At 62.3% G+C, this 22,210-nt stretch carries 22 protein-coding genes; 19 read left to right on the top strand and 3 right to left on the bottom strand.

Annotation, left to right across the window (positions count from 1 at the left end; all coding sequences use genetic code 11):
• Nucleotides 1–185: 185 nt before the first annotated feature.
• From IAG25_RS03470 to IAG25_RS03415, 12 genes are all read left to right on the top strand, one after another.
• Nucleotides 186–521: a DUF3253 domain-containing protein gene (locus IAG25_RS03470; protein ID WP_222946345.1), complete on the top strand. Its 336-nt coding sequence runs from the start codon at nucleotides 186–188 to the stop codon at nucleotides 519–521.
• A 155-nt stretch (nucleotides 522–676) separates the two neighbouring features.
• Nucleotides 677–1,180, top strand: coding sequence for a MaoC family dehydratase (locus tag IAG25_RS03465; protein ID WP_086968128.1), 504 nt, complete (start codon nucleotides 677–679; stop codon nucleotides 1,178–1,180).
• A 175-nt stretch (nucleotides 1,181–1,355) separates the two neighbouring features.
• On the top strand, nucleotides 1,356–2,702 hold the full coding sequence (locus tag IAG25_RS03460) for an MFS transporter (RefSeq protein ID WP_222946386.1): 1,347 nt from the start codon (nucleotides 1,356–1,358) through the stop codon (nucleotides 2,700–2,702).
• Entirely contained in the window at nucleotides 2,699–4,099 is a 1,401-nt protein-coding gene (locus IAG25_RS03455; protein ID WP_187603526.1) for an MmgE/PrpD family protein, read from the top strand. Before IAG25_RS03460 ends, IAG25_RS03455 begins: the two co-directional genes overlap by 4 nt.
• Before the next feature lie 27 nt (nucleotides 4,100–4,126).
• A complete protein-coding gene (locus IAG25_RS03450) occupies nucleotides 4,127–5,311 on the top strand; it encodes an acyl-CoA dehydrogenase family protein (RefSeq protein WP_255503492.1) in 1,185 nt (394 codons plus the stop codon).
• Nucleotides 5,308–6,498 (top strand): CaiB/BaiF CoA transferase family protein, encoded by a 1,191-nt coding sequence (locus IAG25_RS03445; protein ID WP_187603525.1) that lies wholly within the window; start codon nucleotides 5,308–5,310, stop codon nucleotides 6,496–6,498. Before IAG25_RS03450 ends, IAG25_RS03445 begins: the two co-directional genes overlap by 4 nt.
• 71 nt (nucleotides 6,499–6,569) lie before the next feature.
• Nucleotides 6,570–7,319 carry a GntR family transcriptional regulator gene (locus IAG25_RS03440; RefSeq protein WP_187603730.1) on the top strand — a complete coding sequence of 250 codons (750 nt, stop codon included), beginning with the start codon at nucleotides 6,570–6,572 and terminating at the stop codon, nucleotides 7,317–7,319.
• A gap of 19 nt (nucleotides 7,320–7,338) precedes the next feature.
• On the top strand, nucleotides 7,339–8,148 hold the full coding sequence (locus IAG25_RS03435; RefSeq protein WP_187603524.1) for an HpcH/HpaI aldolase/citrate lyase family protein: 810 nt from the start codon (nucleotides 7,339–7,341) through the stop codon (nucleotides 8,146–8,148).
• 24 nt (nucleotides 8,149–8,172) lie between these two features.
• Nucleotides 8,173–8,922: an electron transfer flavoprotein subunit beta/FixA family protein gene (locus IAG25_RS03430; RefSeq protein ID WP_187603523.1), complete on the top strand. Its 750-nt coding sequence runs from the start codon at nucleotides 8,173–8,175 to the stop codon at nucleotides 8,920–8,922.
• Nucleotides 8,922–9,854, top strand: a complete 933-nt coding sequence (locus IAG25_RS03425; protein ID WP_187603522.1) for an electron transfer flavoprotein subunit alpha/FixB family protein — start codon at nucleotides 8,922–8,924, stop codon at nucleotides 9,852–9,854. The genes IAG25_RS03430 and IAG25_RS03425 overlap by 1 nt, the downstream gene beginning before the upstream one ends.
• Nucleotides 9,851–10,381, top strand: coding sequence for a DUF2889 domain-containing protein (locus IAG25_RS03420; RefSeq protein ID WP_187603521.1), 531 nt, complete (start codon nucleotides 9,851–9,853; stop codon nucleotides 10,379–10,381). Before IAG25_RS03425 ends, IAG25_RS03420 begins: the two co-directional genes overlap by 4 nt.
• Before the next feature lie 8 nt (nucleotides 10,382–10,389).
• Nucleotides 10,390–11,319 carry an alpha/beta hydrolase family protein gene (locus tag IAG25_RS03415; protein ID WP_187603520.1) on the top strand — a complete coding sequence of 310 codons (930 nt, stop codon included), beginning with the start codon at nucleotides 10,390–10,392 and terminating at the stop codon, nucleotides 11,317–11,319.
• 36 nt (nucleotides 11,320–11,355) lie between these two features.
• On the opposite strand, the gene IAG25_RS03410 is transcribed toward IAG25_RS03415, so the two are convergent.
• From IAG25_RS03410 to IAG25_RS03400, 3 genes are all read right to left on the bottom strand, one after another.
• Nucleotides 11,356–11,844, bottom strand: coding sequence for an Hcp family type VI secretion system effector (locus tag IAG25_RS03410; RefSeq protein ID WP_035498061.1), 489 nt, complete (start codon nucleotides 11,842–11,844; stop codon nucleotides 11,356–11,358).
• Nucleotides 11,845–11,982: 138 nt separating this feature from the next.
• Complete coding sequence (locus IAG25_RS03405) at nucleotides 11,983–13,446, bottom strand: beta-1,3-glucanase family protein (RefSeq protein WP_187603519.1); 1,464 nt, start codon at nucleotides 13,444–13,446, stop codon at nucleotides 11,983–11,985.
• A gap of 263 nt (nucleotides 13,447–13,709) precedes the next feature.
• Nucleotides 13,710–14,546: a FadR/GntR family transcriptional regulator gene (locus tag IAG25_RS03400; protein ID WP_187603518.1), complete on the bottom strand. Its 837-nt coding sequence runs from the start codon at nucleotides 14,544–14,546 to the stop codon at nucleotides 13,710–13,712.
• 213 nt (nucleotides 14,547–14,759) lie between these two features.
• Between IAG25_RS03400 and IAG25_RS03395 the strand changes: the two genes are divergently transcribed.
• From IAG25_RS03395 to IAG25_RS03365, 7 genes are all read left to right on the top strand, one after another.
• Nucleotides 14,760–15,968 (top strand): ABC transporter substrate-binding protein, encoded by a 1,209-nt coding sequence (locus IAG25_RS03395; RefSeq protein WP_187603517.1) that lies wholly within the window; start codon nucleotides 14,760–14,762, stop codon nucleotides 15,966–15,968.
• An 84-nt stretch (nucleotides 15,969–16,052) separates the two neighbouring features.
• Nucleotides 16,053–16,913: a branched-chain amino acid ABC transporter permease gene (locus IAG25_RS03390; RefSeq protein ID WP_187603516.1), complete on the top strand. Its 861-nt coding sequence runs from the start codon at nucleotides 16,053–16,055 to the stop codon at nucleotides 16,911–16,913.
• Nucleotides 16,910–17,932: a branched-chain amino acid ABC transporter permease gene (locus tag IAG25_RS03385; protein WP_187603515.1), complete on the top strand. Its 1,023-nt coding sequence runs from the start codon at nucleotides 16,910–16,912 to the stop codon at nucleotides 17,930–17,932. The genes IAG25_RS03390 and IAG25_RS03385 overlap by 4 nt, the downstream gene beginning before the upstream one ends.
• Nucleotides 17,929–18,696: an ABC transporter ATP-binding protein gene (locus IAG25_RS03380; RefSeq protein WP_035498072.1), complete on the top strand. Its 768-nt coding sequence runs from the start codon at nucleotides 17,929–17,931 to the stop codon at nucleotides 18,694–18,696. The genes IAG25_RS03385 and IAG25_RS03380 overlap by 4 nt, the downstream gene beginning before the upstream one ends.
• Nucleotides 18,693–19,394, top strand: a complete 702-nt coding sequence (locus IAG25_RS03375; protein ID WP_187603514.1) for an ABC transporter ATP-binding protein — start codon at nucleotides 18,693–18,695, stop codon at nucleotides 19,392–19,394. Before IAG25_RS03380 ends, IAG25_RS03375 begins: the two co-directional genes overlap by 4 nt.
• Nucleotides 19,395–19,430: 36 nt before the next feature.
• On the top strand, nucleotides 19,431–20,702 hold the full coding sequence (locus IAG25_RS03370) for a Zn-dependent hydrolase (RefSeq protein WP_187603513.1): 1,272 nt from the start codon (nucleotides 19,431–19,433) through the stop codon (nucleotides 20,700–20,702).
• Nucleotides 20,699–22,180, top strand: coding sequence for a M81 family metallopeptidase (locus tag IAG25_RS03365; RefSeq protein WP_187603512.1), 1,482 nt, complete (start codon nucleotides 20,699–20,701; stop codon nucleotides 22,178–22,180). The genes IAG25_RS03370 and IAG25_RS03365 overlap by 4 nt, the downstream gene beginning before the upstream one ends.
• Nucleotides 22,181–22,210 lie beyond the last annotated feature (30 nt).

Genomic DNA, 22,210 nt, shown 5'->3' with positions numbered 1-22,210 from the left:
TTGGTTGGGTTGTAAGCGAAATATGTAAATGCGAATTATTCTCGATTGTAGGCCAAGAAATTAAACGAACGGTACACATATCGATTTGTCGTATCAGAAAGTGTTGTGGCGAGGCGACGGGTGTAAAGCTGTGCCCGAAGAACTGATGTCAACCGTCGCGATTGACTCGATCATTTCAAACGGCCATGTTCCTGGACGGTGTTGCAGAACAGGACCGTCAGACACGAGAGCACGAGACAGCCATGACCGTAACGAACGTCGACATCGAGAAATGCATGCTGGAGTTGCTCGGCAGGCGCGCTACGACGGCCTCGATTTGTCCATCGGATGTCGCGCGTGCTTTAGTTCGCGATGAAGACGGATGGCGAGCATTGATGCCGTCGATAAGGCAAGTCGCTGCGAGGCTTGCGCGTGAGGAGCGCATTGTGATGACGCAGAAAGGGGCGCGATTGAATCCCGAGTCGAGCATTCATGGCCCGATTCGGTTGCGACGCGGACTGAAATTCATTGCGCCAGAATGAACGCAATCGTGGCTGACTACGTCCACCACTGGCCGAGCCGTCGCCCTTCCGAACGCAGGAAGGGTTTACCGCTACACATTCCATCTTGACGCTACCGCCATCACAAACGATACTTTGTCCGTACAAAGCAACGTTTAAGACAGGAGGCGTGAAGCATGCATTCGGACAGAGTGGGCAAACAGCGTTACCGGGCCAGCTACGGTCGTTATCTGGAGGAGTTCACCGTCGGCGATATCTACGAGCATCGCCCGGGCCGCACCATCACGGATGCGGACAACATCCAGTTCTCGCTGCTGACGATGAACTTCCACCCGATGCACTGCGACGCGCATCACGCATCGAAGAGCGAGTTCGGCAAGCTTCTCGTGAGCAGCGGCCTGACCGTCGCGATCGTGCTGGGCATGTCGGTGAACGACGTGAGCGGCAAGGCGATCGCCAATCTCGGCTGGAAGGAAATTCGCCTGACGGGTCCCGTTTTTGCGGGCGACACGCTGTATGCGGAGTCGGAAGTGCTCGAAGTGCGCGAATCGAAATCACGCCCGACGCAGGGCGTCGTCACGGTGCATACGCGTGCATTCAATCAGGACGGCAAGCCCGTCATGGACTTCATCCGTACCGCGCTGATCGCAAAGCGCGGCCACGGCACCGCCGAAGACTGAGTTCGCAGACCTGGCCCATCCCGCCGGCGCCATGCCGCCGGCGCTCCCTTTCCGTTTCGCATACAAGACCGCTCGGCAACGACGACACGCGGCGGCGCGACGGTTCATCGTCACAGTACTGGAGACAACTGTGAGTCATTACGTAAGCTCGGGCGCCCGGCTAGACCGGCTGCCGATGTCGCGTTTTCATTGGAAGATTCTCGGTCTCATCAGCGCGGGCGCGTGCCTCGACGCATTCGATGTCTATCTCGCGGGCGGCGTGTCCGCCGCGATGCTGAAATCGGGCTTCTCGACGCTGCAACTCAACGCGCTGTTTGTCTCGTCGGGCTTTCTCGGCATGGTGATCGGCGCGGGCCTGTCCGGCTATCTCGGCGACCGCTTCGGCCGCCGCTCTTCGTATCAGTTCAATCTCGCGCTCTTCGGCTTGATGTCGTTCGTCGCCGCATTCGCGCCGAACATCCAATGGCTGATCGGCGCGCGCTTCGTCATGGGCATCGGGCTCGGCGCAGAGTTGGTAGTAGCGGCGGGCACCCTGTGCGAATTCATTCCGCCCGCGTATCGCGGACGCTGGATCTCGCTGCTCGGGCTCATCGTCAACTCGGGCCTCGTGATCGCAACGAGCGTGGGCTATGTGGTCATTCCGCATCTCGGCTGGCGCTGGATGTTCGGCATCGCGGGCATCGGTGCGGTGATCGTGTGGGCGCTGCGTCATCGCATGCCCGAGTCGCCGCGCTGGCTCGAATCGGTCGGACGCACGCAGGAAGCGGAAGAAACCGTGAGCGCCATCGAAGCCGAAGTCGCCGCGCGCAAAGGCCCGCTGTCCGATGTCCCGCGCACGCAGAATCTTCAGGTGCCGAGCGTGCCGCTGGCGGCGCTGTTTCGCCGCGGCATGATCGGCCGCACGCTCACGGCGGCGTTGACGGCTGTCGCGGTGAATGTCGCGGTGTACGGCTTCGTCGCCTGGCTGCCGACCTTCTTCGTGCGCGAAGGTCGCGACATCGTGACTTCGCTCGGCTTCACGACGCTGATGTCCTTCGGTGCGCCCTTCGGCGCGGTGCTCGGCTACGTGACCGCCGATCGGCTGGGCCGCGCGAAAGGACTCGTGTTCTTTAGCGTCATCACCATCGTGCTGGGCTTCGTCTATCCGCAGATGACGGCCAATGCCGCGATCGCCGTCGTGGGCTTCACGCTCGTGAGCTGCATCTTCGGCATCGTCACGCTGGGTCTGTTCGGCTATGTGCCCGAACTTTTCCCGACCGCGCTGCGTCTGCGCGGCACGGGCGTGGCGGGCGTATGCGGACGCGTCGCGTCGATGCTCACTTCGTATGCCGCAGTGATCCTGTACGCGCAACTCGGTCTGTTCGGCGTGCTCGGCATGGTCGCGGGCGTTCTGATCCTGCTCGTGATCGCTGTGTTGACTCTCGGTGTGGACGCGAACCAGTTCTCGCTGGAAGACGTCTCGCCCGATGACGAGCCTGCCGCCAACGATCTGTCGCTCAACCATCAGGGAGCCGCGCGATGAATGCACGCAACGAGATTCAGCAGCAGGCACAAACGGTGTCGCAGCGCCTGGCTTCCTTTACGACGCATCTGCAACTGAGCGACGTGCCAGAGCGCGTGCGCGAACGCGCGAAGCATCTGATCCTCGACAGCATCGGCCTCGCCTATGCGACGCTGAAGCTGCCGTACGCAAGCTCGACGCTCGCCGCGATGCAGGAACTCGGCAGCGGCGAAGCGACGGTCTTCGGACACGAGCAAAAGCTCGCGCTGCGCGATGCGATGCTGCTCAACGGCCTGCTGATTCACAGCCTCGATTTCGACGACACCCACGCACGCGGCGTGATTCATTCGACGGCGAGCGCGTTGCCCGTCGCCTTCAATCTCGCCGAGCGGGAGAACGCGAGCGGCGCGGATCTGCTCACCGCCTATCTCTGCGCGATGGAAGTCTCGACGCGCGTAGGGTCCGCTGCGAAGAGCGGCTTCCATAACGCGGGCTTTCATCCGACCGGACTCGTAGGCGCGTTCGGCTGCGCGCTGGGCGCGGCGCGTCTGCTCGGTTTGTCGGTCGAGAAGGCGCAGCATGCGCAAGGCATCGTGCTGTCGATGGCATCGGGCAATCTGGAATTTCTGCAAGACGGCGCATGGACCAAGCGTCTGCATCCGGGATGGGCCGCGGTCGCGGGCGCAACTTCCGCGACGCTCGCGAAGCATGGTTATATCGGCCCGGGCGCGGCGTATGAAGGCCGCTTCGGTCTCTATGCGCTCTATATGAAGCAGTCGCTCGAAGCGGGCGATATCGACATCGCGACGGCGGGCCTCGGTGAAACATGGGAAATCGACGGCGTTGCGCTGAAGCCGATTCCCGCGTGCCATTTCACGCATGCATCGTCGGATGCGGCGATCGCGCTGCATCGCGCGCATGGTTTGAAGGCGAGCGATATCGAGCGCGTGATCGTGCGCGTGCCCGGCCCGACGATCCCGATCGTCTGCGAGCCGGTCGCGCCGAAGCAGAATCCTTCGAACAGTTACGACGCGCAGTTCAGCATTCCGTACATCGTCGCGACCGGGCTGTTGCATGGCCGCTTCACGCTCGACGATCTCGAACCCGCAGCGCTCTCCGATGAAACCGTGCGCGCACTCGCGGCGCGCGTCGTGCACGAGGCGGACCCGGACTCGACGTACCCGCGTCACTACACGGGCGAGGTGATCGTGCATACGCGCGACGGCCGCACGCTGACGCATCGCGAGTCGATCAATCGCGGCTCGTCGGACAAGCCGCTCACCAACGACGACATCGTCGCGAAGTTTTTCGACAACGCGCAGCGCAACGTTTCGCGCGATGCCGCCGAACGCATCTGCGAAGCGGTGCTTTCGCTCGACGCGCATCCGGCACGCACGCTGGCGCACGCGCTCGCGTAAGACGTACACACGAATACAGGAGAAGCAATGGCTACCATCGACGCCGATCAACAGCAGGACATGAGCGACTACGCAGAGAACGAGACGCTCATTCTCGACATGCTCGACCGCTTCCTCAAGACGGAAGTCAAGCCGTATGTGCACGAGCTCGACGCGAAGGACGAGTATCCGCATGAGATCGTCGAGAAGATGAAGGGCATGGGGCTGTTCGGTTGCCTGATCTCGCCCGAGTACGGCGGTCTCGGTCTGACGACGGCGACCTACGCGAAGATCGTCGATCGCATTTCGGCGGTGTGGATGTCAGTGAGCGGCATCATCAACTCGCACCTCATCATGGCGATGACGATCCAGCGCAACGGCACCGAAGACCAGAAGCGCGAGTTTCTCCCGCGCATGGCGACGGGCGAACTGCGCGGCGGCATCGGCCTGACCGAGCCGGATTGCGGCACGGACCTTCAGGCGATCCGCACCGTCGCGCGCCGCGAAGGCGACGAGTATGTCGTCAATGGCAACAAGACTTGGATCACGAACAGCAAGTACGGCAACGTGCTCGCGCTGCTCGTGAAGACCGATCCGGACGCGCAGCCGCGTCATAAAGGCATGAGCCTCTTGATCGTCGAGAAGGGACCGGGTTACGAAGTGAGCCGCCAGTTGCAGAAGCTCGGCTACAAGGGCATCGATACCTGCGAGCTCACGTTCACCGATTTTCGCGTGCCGGTGTCGCGCGTGATCGGCGGTCAGGAAGGGCTCGGGCTCAAGCAGATCCTGAGCGGTCTGGAACTCGGTCGCATCAATGTGGCGGCGCGTGGTGTCGGCGTCGCGCAGGCCGCGCTCGATGAAGCGGTCGCGTATTCGCAGCAGCGCAAGACCTTCGGCAAGCCCATCTGCGAGCATCAGGCGATCGCGCTCAAGCTCGGCGAGATGGCGACGCGCGTGGAAGCCGCGCGCCTTCTGACCGACTCGGCCGCGCGCGCGTATGACAAGGGCCTGCGCTGCGACATGGAAGCGGGCATGGCGAAGTACTTCGCCACCGAAGCGGCTGTCGAGAACAGCATGGAAGCGATGCGCATCCACGGCGCGTATGGTTATTCGAAGGAATACAACGTCGAGCGGCTGTATCGCGATGCGCCGCTCCTGACCATCGGCGAGGGCACGAACGAGATGCAACGCCTGATCATCGCCAAGATGCTGATTGCGAGGAACCCCGCATGAGCCTGCCTCTTTCCGGCGTACGTATCGTCGCCATCGAACAATACGGTGCGGGTCCGTTCGCGACGCAGCATCTCGCCGATCTCGGCGCGGAAGTCATCAAGATCGAGAACTTCCGCGAAGGCGGCGATGTCGGCCGCAATGTAGGTCCTTATTTTTTCGGCGAGGGCGATAGCCATTTCTTCGAGGCGTTCAATCGCAACAAGTGCAGTCTGACGCTCGATCTGAAGAAGCCCGAGGGGCGTGAAGTGCTGCTCGATCTCGTGAAGACGAGCGATGCGGTCTTCAACAATCTGCGCGGCGATCTGCCCGTGAAACTGGGTCTCACCTACGACCAATTGAAGGACGCGAATCCGGCGATCGTCTGCGCGCATCTGTCGGCTTATGGACGCACCGGCAGCCGCGCATCGTGGCCCGGCTACGATTATCTGATGCAGGCGGAAGCGGGGTATCTGTCCGTGACCGGCGAGCCTGACGCGCCGCCCGCGCGCTTCGGCCTCTCGATCATCGATCTGATGACCGGGACCACCGCCGCGATGGCGCTGCTCGCGGGTCTCGTGCAGGCGCGCACGACGGGCATCGGCCGCGACATGGACACGAGCCTCTTCGATGTCGCGCTGCATAACCTCGCGTATGTCGGCACATGGTATTTGAACGGCGGCACGGTGACCGGACGCGACCGTCGATCGGCGCATCCGTCGCTCACGCCGAGCCAGTTGTACAAGACGAAGGACGGCTGGATCTTCCTGATGTGCAACAAGGAAAAGTTCTGGGGCGTGCTGGCCGAGATACTCGACAAGCCGTCATGGATCACCGACGAACGCTTCTGCAATTTCAAGGCGCGGCTCGCGAATCGCGATCTCGTGGAACAGGAACTGGATACGGCGCTCTCGCGCGCGACGACGGCCGAATGGCTCGAACGCCTGGGTGGCCGCGTGCCTGCCGCGCCGGTCTACGACGTCAAGCAGGCGCTCGACAATCCGTTCGTCGCGGAGCGTCAGAGCGTGACGGAAGCGGAGCATCCGCGCTTCGGCAAGGTCCGCAATGTGGCCGCGCCGGTGCGCGTGAACGAAACGCTGGCGGCGCGCGCCGCGCCCGAACTCGGGCAGGACAACGCGAGGCTTCTGGCCGAACTCGGTTACGATGCTGGACGGATCGCTCATTTGCGCGAAAGCGGCGCGGTGCAATGATGATGCTTGCACCGGATGATGTCGCGCGAATGGCGGGTCCGTCCGTCAATCCTTCATCGTGCGTGCAAAAGATGGTCAACGTGCTCGGTCAGCAACCGCGTTATCTGCAACTGGCGCAGACGCTCATCAACGAAATTCAGAACGGACGCTTTCCGGTGGGCTCCACCATTCCCACCGAATTCGAATTGTGCGAGCAGTTCGGCGCGAGCCGCTCGACCGTGCGCGAAGCGGTCAAGCAGCTCGTGCAGCTCGGCATGGTGGTGCGGCAGGCGGGCATCGGCACCACGGTCAAGGCGCTGAATTCGGAAGGCAGTTATCGGCAGGTCATGCAGCAACTGAGCGACCTGCATCGCTATTCCGCGGACACAGCGCTTCAGGTCCTGAAGAAGGAGACCGTCGAAGTGAGCGATGCCTCGCTGTGCGCGATGTTGCAGGCGAAGCCCGGCGAAACGTGGCTGCGTCTGGAAGGCATCCGGCGCTCGCCGGAGAGTGTCGATCCGATCTGTCATACCGAAGTTTATATACAGCCCGCGTTCCGTTCGCTGACGGGCATCGAGGACGAGCCGCATACGCCGATCTTCACGATGATCGAGCGTCAGTTCGGCGAGCAGATCGCACGCGTGGAGCAGGAGATTCGCGCGATGGCGTTGCCTGCGGACATCGCGCGCCTCGTCAACGCGAAGGCGCGTTCGCCCGCGCTGTGGCTGTCGCGCCGGTACTTCAACAAGCGCGGGGAGATCGTCGAGGCGGCGGTCAGCATCCATCCCGCCGACCGCTTCAGCTATTCGGAGACGTTCCAGCGCGGCTGGAGCGGCGCCTGAAGCATTCGAGGAATTGCGCATGATTGCACGTAGTTATCTGTTCGTTCCGGGCGATCGTCCCGAGCGTTTCGACAAGGCATTGGCGACAGCGGCGCATCGCGTCGTCATCGATCTGGAGGATGCGGTCGCCATCGACGCGAAAGCACAGGCTCGCACGCAGATCGCGCAATGGTTGCAATCGCCGCTATCGGACGAGGTGCGCGAGCGCGTCGTGATACGCGTGAATGCCTATGGCACGCCGTGGCACGAGGAAGATGTGTCGATGGTGCGCGCGGCTAACATGCGCGCCGTCATGGCGCCGAAGGCCGAGGACGCGGCGCAACTCGCCGATATCGCGGCGCGCTGTGTCGAAGGTGTCGAGCTGATCGCGCTGGTGGAGAGCGTCGCGGGCGTGGTGCGCATGCGCGAGATCGCGCAGAGCGGACGCGTGGCGCGGCTCGCCTTCGGTTCGTTCGATTTCGGCGTGGACGCGGGCATCGATGGCACCGGGCGCGAGCTGGATTACGTGCGCTCGCAGTTTGTCATCGAGTCGCGCTTTGCGGGACTGCCGCCGCCGGTCGACGGCGTGACGCTCGCCACCGGCGATATCGATGCGATCAACGCCGACGTGCTCGATGCGCGCCGTTTCGGTTTCGGCGGCAAGTTATGCATCCATCCGAAGCAGGTCGAGGCGGTGAACACGGGTTTCGCGCCGAGCGGGGCGGAACGCGAATGGGCGGCGCGTGTTCTGGCCGCGCTCGAAGCCAATCCGCGCGGCGCGATTTCGGTGGACGGGAAGCTCGTAGACAAGCCGATCGTCGATCGTGCCCGACGAATTCAGGCCGCGTGAAGCGGACATGAGGAGATAAGAGGAATGAAGGTTCTGGTGCCGATCAAGCGTGTGGTCGATTACAACGTCAAGGTCCGGGTGAAGTCGGATAACACGGGCGTCGATATCGCCAACGTGAAGATGTCGATGAATCCGTTCGACGAGATTGCTGTTGAAGAAGCAGTGCGTCTGAAAGAAGCGGGTGTTGCGACGGAAGTTATCGCGGTGTCGTGCGGGGTGACGCAGTGTCAGGAGACGTTGCGTACTGCGCTTGCCATTGGCGCGGATCGCGCTGTGTTGGTGGAAACGTCGGAAGACTTGCAGCCTTTGGCCGTCGCAAAGTTGTTGAAGGCGCTGGTCGATCAGGAAAAGCCTCAACTCGTCATTCTCGGCAAGCAGGCAATCGACGATGACTCGAATCAAACCGGCCAGATGCTTGCGGCGCTGGCAGGTCTGCCGCAAGCGACGTTCGCATCGAAGGTCGTAGTCGCGGATGGCAAGGCGACAGTATCGCGTGAAGTCGATGGCGGCGCGGAAACGCTTTCTTTGAAGCTCCCCGCAGTGGTCACGACGGATCTGCGCCTGAACGAGCCGCGCTACGTGACGCTGCCGAACATCATGAAGGCGAAGAAGAAGCCTTTGTCGACGGTGAAGCCCGCCGATCTGGGCGTCGATGTCGCACCGCGTCTGAAGACGCTGAAGGTCGTCGAGCCGTCGAAACGCAGCGCGGGAATTACGGTTCCCGACGTGAAGGCATTGGTCGAAAAACTGAAGAACGAAGCGAAGGTAATCTGATGACGACTCTCGTTATTGCGGAACACGACAATGCGTCGATCAAGGCCGCGACGCTCAACACGATTGCGGCTGCGTTGAAGATCGGTGGCGATGTGCATGTGCTGATCGCGGGTTCGAACGCGCAGGGCGCGGCGGATGCGGCGGCGAAGATCGCGGGCGTCGCAAAGGTACTGCTCGCCGATGCGCCTCAACTCGCCGACGGCCTGGCTGAAAACATCGACGGCACGGTGTTGAACATCGCTAAGGACTATTCGCACATCTTCGCGCCGGCGACCGCTTACGGTAAGAACATCGCGCCGCGTATCGCCGCGCATCTCGATGTCGCGCAGATCAGCGATATCACCGCCGTCGATAGCCCCGACACGTTCGAGCGCCCGATCTACGCGGGCAATGCGATCGCCACGGTGCAATCGAGCGATCCGATCAAGGTCGTCACGGTGCGCGCGACGGGCTTCGATCCGGTTGCTGCGGAAGGTGGTAACGCTCAGATCGAAAAGATCGAAGCAGCAGCCGACGCGGGCATCTCGCAGTTCGTGAGCCGTGAAGTGACGAAGCTGGATCGTCCGGAACTGACGAGCGCGCACATCATCGTGTCGGGTGGACGTGGACTGGGTAGCGGCGACAACTATACGAAAACGCTCGAACCGCTCGCCGACAAACTCAACGCGGCGCTGGGCGCATCGCGCGCGGCAGTCGATGCTGGCTATGTCCCGAACGACTATCAGGTCGGTCAAACCGGCAAGATCGTCGCGCCGCAACTGTATGTGGCTGTCGGCATCTCGGGCGCGATTCAGCATCTGGCCGGCATGAAGGATTCGAAGGTCATCGTCGCGATCAACAAGGACCCCGAAGCGCCGATCTTCAGCGTGGCCGATTACGGTCTCGTCGGCGATCTGTTCACGGTCGTACCGGAACTCGCGAGCACGCTGTGACGACGGATCGCGTGCCGCTGCACACGCGGCAGATCACACTGCAAGGCTTCAAACGCGCGGACGGCCTCTACGACATCGAAGGCCGCCTGCGCGATACGAAGTCATACGACCGCGCGTCGCATGGCGTGGTGGTCAAGGCAGGCGATCCGGTACACGAAATGATGCTGCGCATTACGATAGGCGTCGACTTCGTGATTCGCGATGCGCATGCCGAGTCGATTACCGTGCCCTATGTCGGCCATTGCGACACGATCGCGCCGGAGTATCGGAAGCTGCAAGGTATGACACTCGCGCCGGGTTTCATGCGTGAGATCAGAAGCCTGTTCGGCGGCGTGCAGGGCTGCACGCATCTGACGGAGCTGATCGGTGCAGTGGCGACGGCCGCGTTCCAGACGATGAGCGAAGAGATCAACGCGAGCGGCGCCGCACGGCCGTTTCAAATCGACGGTTGCCATGCGCTGCGCATCGATGGCCCGCTCGTCGAAGCATTTCATCCGAAGTGGTACAGGGCGCGACCGCGCGCCTGAGCCTTGATATGAGCCCGATGAATCGTCGAAAAGGGATTCTGATCCGCCTGGCGTGGTCGATGACGTTAGGCGCATCGATTTGGGGTATCGCCAACGTCGCGTTGGCTGGTGACGACATGGACACGCGCGCTGCCGATCTGCACGAAACCGTCGTCAAGGTGCCGATGATCGAGCACGGCCTGTTCGGCGAACACGAACGCGACATCGTCGCGACCACCTATATGCCCGACGGCGACGGACCTTTTCCGTTGATCGTGTTGAGCCACGGCAGTCCGCCTGATCCGAGGGACCGCCCGAAGGTCGGCCGCTACCGTGAATTGCCGCAAATCCGGACATTCGTCCAGCTCGGCTTCGCAGTCATCGTGCCGATTCGCCGGGGCTTCGGCGCTACAGGCGGGACTTATGAAGAGGGCTTCGGTTCATGCAAGAACCCCGACTATCTTCAGGCAGGCAAAGACGCGGCGCAGGATGTGCTCGCAGCCGTCGCCTATGCAGGGACGTTGCCACAGGTCGATAGGGATCACGTCGTCCTGGTGGGTCAGTCGGCAGGCGGATTCGCGTCTCTCGCAGCGGCGAGCTATGCCCCAAAGGGGCTGGTCGCGGTCGTGAACTTCTCGGGCGGTCGCGGTGGTGACCCGGCGAAACATCCGGGCATACCCTGCGGCCCGCAACAGATGGCCGACGCGATCCGGCATTTTTCATCGACGATAAAAGTGCCGGTACTTTGGCACTATGTCGAAAACGATTTGTACTTTGCGCCCCAGATCGTGGCGACCTGGTTTGCAGCGTTTCAGGCGGCTGGCGGTCAGGGAGAGATGATCGTCGAGCCGCCTTTTGGAAGGAACGGTCACGGGATGTTTGCCGTCACCGATTCCATTCCCATCTGGTTGCCGCACGTCGAGCAGTTCCTTTCCCCTCTGGTGTCGATGAAGCAATAACCATAGCGGAACCACCGTGCACCGATCAACTCGACATCAGGCCTTCGGCGCAAGCCACGAATCTTCGGCTTCGATACCGTCCGGTTCGTAGGTCCACGTGATCTTCTCGTACGTGAACGCGAGGTCTTCCATGTGGCCCATTTGCTTGTTGTTCGGGTCCAACGCGTTCGGCGTCCACGACTTCATGTTCGTCAGAATCGCGTTCGACAGCTTCACGGTGTAGTACTTCTCTTCCGTGCCCTTCGGCGAGATGCGATAGAACTCCAGCGACACGTCCTTCATCTGCTCGCCCGAGGTCAGCGCCTGAAACAGCTTGGGCGAGGACTTGTCGATTTCCTTCGTGATCGTCATCGCGCCATGCACGCGCTTGCCGGTGGGCAGGCCCGTTTGCGGGCTCTTCGGAATTTCGATGGTGTGATCGACGGCCTGGACGAGAATCTTTCCTTCGTGACCCTGGACTTTGTTCGAGCCTTCGATCTTGCCTTGGTTTTGGCCTTCGAGGGTGAGGTAGCACGGCATCGGCATGATTTGTTCTCCGGTTTGTTTGGCGCGTTTCGTTTAGCGCATGAGATGTATTCTGTGCACGCGCCGTTACCGCCGAGTTTCAGAAAAAGGGATTCAGGTTACGAATGAAACATGGCGCTTATCCCACTTCGTCGAAACTCAGCTGAAGAACTTTCCGAGCGTAATCGTGACCGACTGCGTCGCCGTCAGTCCGATGGACGGATTCTGGTCGCACACGTCGTCGTACGGGAAGGCGTAGGCGAGTGAGTTCGTGCTCAGTCGATGGAACAACTGCGCCCACGGATTGAAGACGAGCGTGTTGGGGTTCGCGATCTGATAGAAGGTGGCTGCGTCGTTCTTGCACGTCGCATCGGCGAGTGTGTTCGACATCACGCCTCGGTTGAACGCAGCGGCCAGCATCTTCTGCACGTTCTTGGCGGCGTCGCTGCCGGTCGCGAGGCTGTTCGCGCACTGCCAGACGTCATAGCTGGAGATGCCGGGCGTGCCCGCGCCGCCGACCGTGAACGCCGCCGTGCCGCTCGTCGTCGAACCGGCGTAGAACGTCAGGCCGGCACCGGATTGCACGATGCCGGTGTACGTGCCCGTCGCGAGATCGGTGACCGACAGCGGCGTGGTGGTCCACGTCTGATACCAGTTCTCGATGGTCTGATCGAAATACGTCAGCAGCGAGCCGCTGTACTGGTTCTGCGCCGAGATGCTCTTGGGCGAGAGTGCGCGCAAGGTGACGCTGCCATTGACCGCGAGTCCCGCCGGAAACGCGGACGGCGCAGGCACGCTCTGCGGCAGGTAGAACGCGGCGGGCAGCTTCGATACCGCCTCGAGGATAGCCGGACGCGACGAATCGTACTGACCTTGCTGCGCGCCGCCCGGCGTACCGTTCAGCAATAGCGGAAAGCCGAACTGGTCGACCTGCGTGGTGTTGCCGTTGAAATTGCCTTCGCTGTCGAACGAGAATTCGATCCAGTCGAACAAAGTGAGTGAGCCGGGACCGTCGACGGTCACAGGGGCCGTGTATGCGCTGCTGCTGAGCGCCGTGAACGGCAGTTTCGGCACACCGACGGACAGATAAATGCGGCCGCTGAACGCCGCCGTGCCGGTGCCCAGACCCGGAATGCTCGTTGCGTTGAGCTTCGACAGATCCAGTACGAAGCTCGAACCGACAGTGAGCGGAATGCTGTAATCGGCCCATGCGAGCGGATACGTTTCGGCAAGCGCGGCGGCTTCGCTGCCGGGCAGTGCGGACGAGCCGGGGAACGTCTTCGCGGCGATCGTGTTGTCGGCGGCGCTCATCACATGGGGCGTGCCGGTCGAGTCCACCCAGTACTGCGTCACGCCGGAGGCGAGACTCGTCTCGCCGATCACGTAGGCATAGACGGCCGTACCGGTCGGCAGATCGGTGTGCGTGAGATCGAGCGTCAACGGCGTCTTCGCGGTGGATTGCGCGCCTCCTGCCTGCGGCCCGGACGGGGAAGCGGGACCGGACGACGACGCCGTGGATCCCGATGCCGGATTCGAACCCGAACCGCCTCCGCATGCCGCGAGGAGGCCCGATGCCCCCATGCCGAGAAGAAAAGTGCGTCGGCTGATGGATTTGGTCGTCATCTTCGGGTCCTTCGTCGGAGCATACGGTTAAAGGCGGCAGGGTAGATAACCCGCGCCAGGGGATACGCGTGCGAGGGCTTCCTGGCACGACGCAGGGTTCGGGAACTGATCGGGTTATCGGCAAGCGAAGGCGGTGGCTTGAGGCTAAGCGGTGTCCAATCGTCTCGGGCGGTGCGTCACGACGGCGCTGAAGGTGGAAGATTCGAGAGTAGTTTCGCTGGACCTCGGGCTGGTCCCTTAAGGTCTCTGGCGAACCCCCGCGATCAATTGCCGCGTGCGCCCATGCGCTTGCGAATCTCCGAGTCGAGAATCAGCCGCCCCCGCAACTTGCCCTTCATGCGCTTCACATAGCGCGGCGCCTCGGTCATATGGATCACCATCAGTTCGCGCACCTTGTCCGCGTCCCGTGCGCGCGCCGCTTCCGTGATCGCCTTATGGATCTTCACATTCGCGCGGCCGAAGCGCTCATGCTCGGCTGGCGGCGTGTCGTTCCTGAACTCGATGAGCTGCCGGATCATCTCGTTGATGAGCTCGCACGTGAAGCGCAAAAAGGGATTGGGGTTTGCCGCGGCGAGAATGTCGTGGAAGTTCACGTCTTCCTGACGTTGCCGCACGATGTCGCGATCCGGATGCTTCGAAGCAGGTTCGTCGCAACATGCGATGTTCGTTTCCAGCGCCGCGAAATCCTCGTCGGTGAGATGCGGCACCGCGCCCGCCGCAAGTTCGGGCTCGAGTAACTGACGCACCGTGTAGATGTCGTCGATGGTCACGTCCTTGAAGAACAGATAGTTCTGCAGCAGTTGCAAGGTGCGATCGAGCGGCACCTCGACGATCGTGCCGCCGCCCGAAGGCCCTGTCGTCACCTTGATGAGCCCTTGCACTTCGAGCGACTTGAGCGCCTCGCGCGTCGTACTCTTGCTCACGGAGAAGAGTTGCTGCAATTCGATCTCGCGCGGCAGCTTGTCGCCGGGCTTGAGGTTCTTTTCCGTGATCAGCCGTTTGATCTCCTCCGCGACCAGGTCGGCACGCTTCGGCTGCTTGATCGGCTGCTGCGCGATCTCGATTGCTGCGCCCGCGCGTTTTGCACGCTCCATCACCATGTCGATGCTCCCTGTCTTTGTCTGCTTTATACGCGCGCACGGCCCGCTCGTCGGACTTGGAATTTTGCCTTATTGACACGCGAATTTATTGTTTCTAGCATCAGGTTCATTCTATTTATCATGATAAATAGAATGAACCGGGCCGAGGCTTGAAGCTACCACGAAAATAAAGCGTAGCGGCTGCGCGGGTCATCTTCTCAAGGAGCGTCAATTTTGAATCGCCGAAACATGTTGAAGCTGGCCGCGCTGTCGGCCATTCCGGGATCGTTCGAAGCGCTCGTCGCAAGAAGCGCCTTCGCGCAGGGCTCGCCGATCCAGTTCGCGTGCCCGGTGCCCATGTCCGGTCCGTTCGCGGCGAACGGCAAGTACGCCGATCTCGGCATGAAGCTCGCGATCGAGCAATACGGCAAGGTGCTCGGCCAGCCGCTCGCCTACACGACGCTCGATACCGAGGGAAAACCCGCAACGGCTGTGCGGCGCGTGCAGGAAATCGCGCAGCAAAAGAACGCGCGCTATTTCGCGGGCGGCATTCTTTCTTCTGAAGCGCTCGCGATGGGCAAGGAAGCCGAAAAGGCCGACGGCATTTTCATCACGACGGCAGGCGCGGATGAACTCACCGGCAAGGACTGCAACAGCGCGACGTTCCGCTGGTCGGTGCCGACTTTCGGTGCGATCGAGCAGACCGTGCGCCCGCTGATCGAATCGATGCCCAAGGCGAAGCGCTGGTACACGATCACGCCGCAATATGTGTTCGGCGACGGCCTCCTGTCCGCGGCGAAGAACATCTTCAAGGAGAAGGGCATCGAGCATGTGGGCAACAGCTATCACTCGCTCAATGAAAAGGAGTTCAGCGGCTATCTGACCAATGCGGTCGCTGCCAAGCCCGACGTTCTTCTCATTCTCAACTTCGGCTCGCAATCGTCGGACACGTTGCGCCAGGCGGTGAGCTTCGGCATGAAGAACAACTGCACGATCCTGATGGCATGGGCATCGGGTCTGGAGCAGTTCGAAGCGCTCGGGCCGGATATCTGCGAGGGCGTGTATTTCGGCGCGCAATACTGGCATGCGATCGACGCACCGCTCAACCACGATCTCGTCAAGCGCGTGAGCGCGGCTTATAAGTCGAACCCGAACTACAGCCTCGCCGGATCGTATATCTGCACGAAGATTTTGCTCGATGGCATCGTGAAGGCGGGCACCGCCGATCCGAAGAAAGTCATCGCCGCGCTCCAGGGTATGAAGTACGCGGGCCTGACCGGTCCCGAAGAGATTCGCGCGGGCGATCATCAGGTGCTGAAGAACTACTATCTGCTGAAGGGCAAGCCCAAGAGCAAGATGAAAGACAAGGACGATTACGCCGACATCGTGAGTTCGGGTCAGTCGTTCCTGCCGCTCGACAAGACGCAGTGCAAGCTCGCCTGATCGCGTGATGTACTGACGCAGATCATTCTCACGCGAATGCGGGCGAGACCTGCATTCGCGCCGCCACCTTTCTGATGCAAGGCCATGAACGTTTATCTGTTGCAGGTCGTGAACGGCATCGGCGTGGGCATGCTGTATTTTCTGCTCGCGGTCGGTTTGTCGATCGTGTTCGGGCTGCTGCGCTTCGTGAACTTCGCCCACGGCGCGTTCTATTTGTTGGGCGCGTATTTTTGCTATCAGGCGATGCAGTGGTCGATGAGCTTTTGGGCCGCGCTCGTCATCGTGCCCGTCGTCGTCGGCGCGTGCGCGTGGATCGTCGAGAAACTCGTGCTGCGGCATGTCTATGCGCAGCAGCACGAGTTCCATATTCTCGCGACGGTGGGTCTTGCGCTCGTGATACAGGAGTGCGCGATCATCGTGTGGGGACCCCTCGGCGATAACGTGGCCGTGCCCGACATCCTGAACGGCGTCGTGATGTGGGGCAGCTTCATCTACCCGAAATACCGCCTCTTCGTGATCGCGTTCACGGCCGTGCTGGCGGGCGTTCTATGGTGGGTGCTCGAAGGCACGCGCCTCGGCAGCGCAGTGCGCGCGGGCAGTGAATCGAGCGAGATGGTGTCGCTGCTCGGCATCAACGTGACGCGCATCTTCAGTCTCGTGTTCGCGCTCGGCGCGGGCACGGCGGCGCTGGCGGGCGTGCTCGCCGCGCCGATACGCGGCGTCGATCCGTTCATGGGCATCGAGGCGCTCGGCGTTGCGTTCGTGGTCGTCGTGGTGGGCGGCATGGGCAACTTTCTCGGTGCGCTCGTCGGCGGATTGCTGGTCGGCATCGTGCAAAGCGTGATGAGCACGCTATGGCCCGAAGGCGCGCGTCTCATGATCTATGTCGCGATGGCGGCGGTGCTGCTGCTGCGTCCGAACGGATTGCTCGGGAGGACCGCATGAATTCCAAGCTCGATTCGAATACATTGGACGTAAGCGTGCCCCAACGATCCCTCAGGCATTCGCTGCATCGATATCGGTTTCTGGTGCTCGCGGCGATCGTCGTCTGCATCCTGCCGATGACGATGCGTTCCGGATCGCTCGCCACCGAAGTGCTCGTCTATGCGCTCGCCGCGCTCGGCTGCAATCTGTTGCTCGGGCATACGGGCTTGCTGTCCTTCGGGCAAGGCATCTTCTTTGGCCTCGGCAGTTATAGCGCCGGCCTGATACTCACGAAGTCAGGACTGCAAGTACCCGTGGCGTTGCTCGGTGCGATCGTCGTGGGTGCGGTCGCGGCGGCCATCGTAGGATGGTTCTCGATCCGTCAGCGCGGCGCGTACTTCGTGATGCTCACGCTGGCATTCGGGCAGATGTTCTACTTTCTCGCCTACACGACGCCCGATCTCACCGGCGGCGACAACGGCCTGCTCGATATTCCGCGTCCTGCCTTGTCGATCTTCGGTCAGCCGCTCGTATCGATCGCATCGCCGTGGCAGTACTACGCGTTCGTGGCGGTGCTGTTCCTGATCGCGTTCTGGCTGATGCTGCGCGTGTCGCATTCGGTCTTCGGCCGCACCTTGCTTGCGATCCGCGACAACGAAGCGCGCGCCGCTGCCGTTGGTTACGACGTCAGGCGCTTCAAGCTCGTGGCGTTCGTGGTATCGGGCGCGGTCACGGGGCTCGCCGGCGCACTGCACGCGATGATGACGGGTATCGCGCCGCTATCGAACATCGACTATCACACGAGCGAGATGATTCTCGTGATGACGGTGATCGGCGGCACGGGCAATCTCTTTTCCTCCGTGCTCGGCGCGGCGTTCTATGTGCTTTTCGCCGACTGGCTGTCGACGCTCTGGCCGCGCTGGCTGCTGTTGCTCGGTCTCGTGCTGATCGCGGTGAGCCTCTTCATGCAGCGCGGTTTGTGGGGACTGGGAGAACGCATCTGGCGCATGGTGAAGCGCGATCGGGGAGAGCCGGCATGAGCGTGTCGATACTGGAAGCGAAGGGCGTCGCGAAACGCTACGGCAAGTTCGCGGCACTCACCGATGTGCATCTGCGCATCGCGAGGAACACGGTGCATTCCGTCATCGGCCCGAACGGCGCGGGCAAGACCACGCTCTTTCATGTGCTGACGGGCACGGTGCCGATCACCGCGGGCAGTATCGTGTTCGATGGTCACGATGTGACGCACGAGCCCGATCACCGGCGCGTGAAGCGCGGAATTGCGCGTTCGTTTCAGGTCACGAGCCTGTTTGCGAATCTTCCGGTGCGCGAGAATCTGCGGCTCGCCGCGCAAGGCGTGGATTCGAAGCGCGCGCTCGATGCATGGACGCCGCCGCGTGGCGCGCTCGAACATCGCGATACGGTCGATGGCATTCTGGAGCGCCTCGCGCTGCAACGTTTCGCATCGACGCAGGCGAGCGCGCTGTCGCATGGTCAGCAACGGCGCCTCGAAGTAGGCATGGCGCTCGCCGCGCGGCCGAAGGCGATCTTTCTCGACGAGCCGACCTCGGGCATGGGCATCGACGATCTCGACGACATGAAGCATCTGATCCGCAGCCTGCGCGAGGACTACACGGTCGTTCTGATCGAGCACAACATGGATATCGTGATGGACATCTCCGACACGATCACGGTGATGCAGCAAGGCCGCGTGCTCGTCGAGGGCAAGCCCGCCGATATTCGTGGCGACGAGCGCGTGCGCAGCGCCTATCTCGGCAACATGATCACCGGAGGCCGCGCATGATGCTCGACGTCGATAACATTCACGGCTATTACGGCAAGAGCCATATCCTGCAAGGCGTTTCGCTGAAGATAGGCGACGGCGAGACCGTTACTCTGCTCGGGCGCAATGGCGCGGGCAAATCGACGACGCTCAAGAGCATCGCGGGCGTCGTGACGGCGCAGCAGGGCAGCGTGAAATTCAAGGGAGCCGAGCTCTCGAAGTTGCCGCCTCACAAGATCGCTGCGCGCGGCGTGTGCTTCGTGCCGGAGCATCGCGGCATCTTCAGGCTGTTATCGGTGGAAGAGAACTTGCGCCTCGGCGCGCGCAAGGACTCGCCGTGGCAGCTCGCGGACATCTATCGCATCTTTCCGCGTTTGCATGAGCGTCGCACAAACGGCGGCGGACAGCTTTCCGGTGGCGAACAGCAAATGCTCGCGATCGGACGCGCGCTGATGAATCATCCGCGTCTGCTGATGCTCGACGAGCCGGTGGAAGGACTCGCGCCGGTGATCGTCGAGGAAATCGTCGCGCAACTGAAGCTGATCCGCAAAGCGGGCGTGGCGATTCTTCTCGTCGAACAGAACCTCGAAGTGTGCACGCAACTCGCCGATCGCCATTACATCATCGAGCAGGGACGCATCGTGTACGAAGGCTCGAATGATGCGTTCATCGCCGATGAATCGATCAAGGATCGTTATCTCGGCGTTGGCGTCGTCTGAAGGTCGTATCAGCAACACTCAGCTCAGGAACTCTTCATGCAAGCTCATGATCTGCCGGCGCTGGCCGGCTTGCGCATCGACGGTGCGCGTCTCTGGAACAGCCTGATGGAGCTCGCGCGCATCGGCGCGACGCCAAAGGGCGGCGTATGCCGACTGGCGCTTACCCCGCTCGACAAGCAGGGCCGCGATCTTTTCGTCGCATGGGCGAAGGAAGTCGGCTGCACGGTGCGCGTGGATGCGATCGGCAATATCTTCGCGCGCCGCGCGGGCACGCGCGACGATCTGCCGCCCGTGATGACGGGCAGCCACATCGATACGCAACCGACCGGCGGCAAGTTCGACGGCAACTACGGCGTTCTGGCGGGCCTCGAAGTCTTGCGCACGCTGAACGACAACAACGTGCGCACGAAAGCGCCGCTCGAAGTCGCCGTATGGACCAATGAGGAAGGCTCGCGTTTCGTGCCGGTGATGATGGGCTCAGGCGTGTTCGCGGGCGCATTCACGCTCGATCATGCGCTGGCGCAGACGGATCGCGAAGGCGTATCGGTGCGCGATGCGCTCGCATCCATCGGTTATGCGGGCGAACGCGTTGCGGCGCATGACGTGGGCGCGTATTTCGAAGCGCATATCGAGCAGGGACCGGTGCTGGAGGCGAACGACACGGTGATCGGCGTCGTGCAGGGCGCACTCGGCCAGCGCTGGTACGACGTGACGATCGACGGCATGGAAGCGCACGCGGGCCCGACGCCCATGGAGTTGCGCCGCGATGCGCTGCTGGCCGCCGCCGATCTGATTCGCACGGTCAATCGCATCGCGCTCGATCACGCGCCGCATGGACGCGGCACGGTCGGCTGGGTGGACGTGCATCCGAATTCGCGCAACGTGATTCCGGGGCGCGTGAAGCTGAGCGTCGATTTGCGCGCCGCAGACGACGCCGCGCTCCTCGCGATGGACCGTGCATTGCGCGAAGCGTGCGCGCAAGCGGGCTTGCCGGTGCAGGTAGACGAAGTTGTCTACTTCGCGCCGCAGCCGTTCGAAGCATCGCTGGTTGCTTCGGTGCGAGAGAGCGCGCAGGCGCTCGACCTGAACTCGATGAATATCGTGAGCGGCGCGGGACACGACGCCGTGTATCTCGCGCGTGTGGCGCCTGCGGCGATGATCTTCGTGCCGTGCAAGGACGGCATCAGTCACAATGAAATCGAGGATGCACGCGCCGATCATCTCGAAGCGGGCTGCAACGTGCTCCTGCAAGTGATGCTGCGCGCGGCGAATGCATCTGCCGAAGGCGTCGAAGGAGAGGCCGCATGAAGATTCTCATCGCGCGGATGAATCACGAAACCAATACCTTTTCGCCGGTCGCGACGCCGCTCGAGGCCTTCGGGCGCGAAGGCCCCTGCTATGGGGACGACGCGTATCGCGAGAATGCGGGCATGCGCACGGCGATGTCCGCGTTCATCGATGCCGCGAAGCGCGAGCAGGCCGAGGTCGTCACGCCGATATCGGCATCGGCGAATCCGAGCGGGCGCGTGGCCGCTGCGGCTTATGACGCGATCTGCCAGGCGATCGTCGATGCCGCAGCCGGTTGTGATGCGGTGATGCTCGATCTGCACGGCGCGATGGTCGCAGAAAACTCGTCCGATGGCGAAGGCGATTTGCTGGAACGCGTGCGGCGTGCGCTGCCTCATGCGCCGATCGCCGTGTCGCTCGATCTGCACGCGAACGTCACGCAGAAGATGATCGACAACGCGGACGTGATAACGAGCTTCAAGACCTATCCGCACGTCGACATGTACGAGAGCGGCGAGCATGCGGCGCGGCTCTTGCTCGATCTCATTCATGGCAAGGCGAGGCCCGTGATCGCATGGGCGCAGCCGCCGCTGCTCACGCACACGCTCAGGAGTTCGACCGCCGGGGGTGCGATGAAGCGCGCCGTCGATGCCGCTCGCGCCGCCGAGGGCGAGGATGGCGTGCTGGCCGTGTCGGTACTGTCGGGCTTCTCGCTTGCCGATATCGACGCGCCTTGCATCAGCGTCGTCGTCGTGGCGAACGGCGCGCGCGCGAAGGCGCAGGAAGTCGCGGACCGCATCGCGCGGCAGATCTGGGAAGAGCGCGATGACTTCGTGTATCGCAGCGCGCCGCTTGCGCATTCGATAAGCGAAGGCGCCGCACTCGCGCGCGAGACCGACAAGCCCCTGCTGCTCCTCGATCACGGCGACAACTGCATGTCGGGCGGAACATGCGACACGACCGATGCATTCGAAGAGGCGTTGAAGCAAGGCCTCGATGGGATCGTCGTCGGGCCTTTGTGCGATCCCGAAGCGGTGGCCACGCTCTTTGAAGCAGGCGAGGGCGCGACGGTCACGGTCGGCATCGGCAACAAGCTTGCAAGCGTGGCATCACGCGGAAAGCCGCCGCTCGAAGTGACGGGTATCGTGCGCGCGCTGACCGATGGCGAGTACATCATCAGCGGCCCAACCTACACGGGACAACGCGCATATATGGGTCGCGCCGCGGTTCTGGAAACGCCGGTTGCGCGCATCCTGGTCACGGAGCGGACGCACGAACCGTGGGACCTTGGCGTGTTCGAGAGCGTTGGTATCGATCCGCGCGGCGCGAGGTTTCTGATACTCAAGTCGCGCATGTATTGCCGCCCGGTGTTCGTGCCGATTTCGGGCGGACTCGTCGAATGCGATAGCCGTGGCGTCACGAGCTCCGACTATGGCCTTTTCTCGTTCGAGAACCTGAGGCGGCCTGTCTATCCGCTGGATTCGGGTATCGAGTATTGATCGCGGGCGAGGTATAGCGCGAACCGGCGC

Source organism: Caballeronia sp. EK (assembly GCF_014384845.1).
GTDB classification, from domain to species: domain Bacteria; phylum Pseudomonadota; class Gammaproteobacteria; order Burkholderiales; family Burkholderiaceae; genus Caballeronia; species Caballeronia jiangsuensis.
This window is presented reverse-complemented; position numbering and strand designations above follow the sequence as displayed.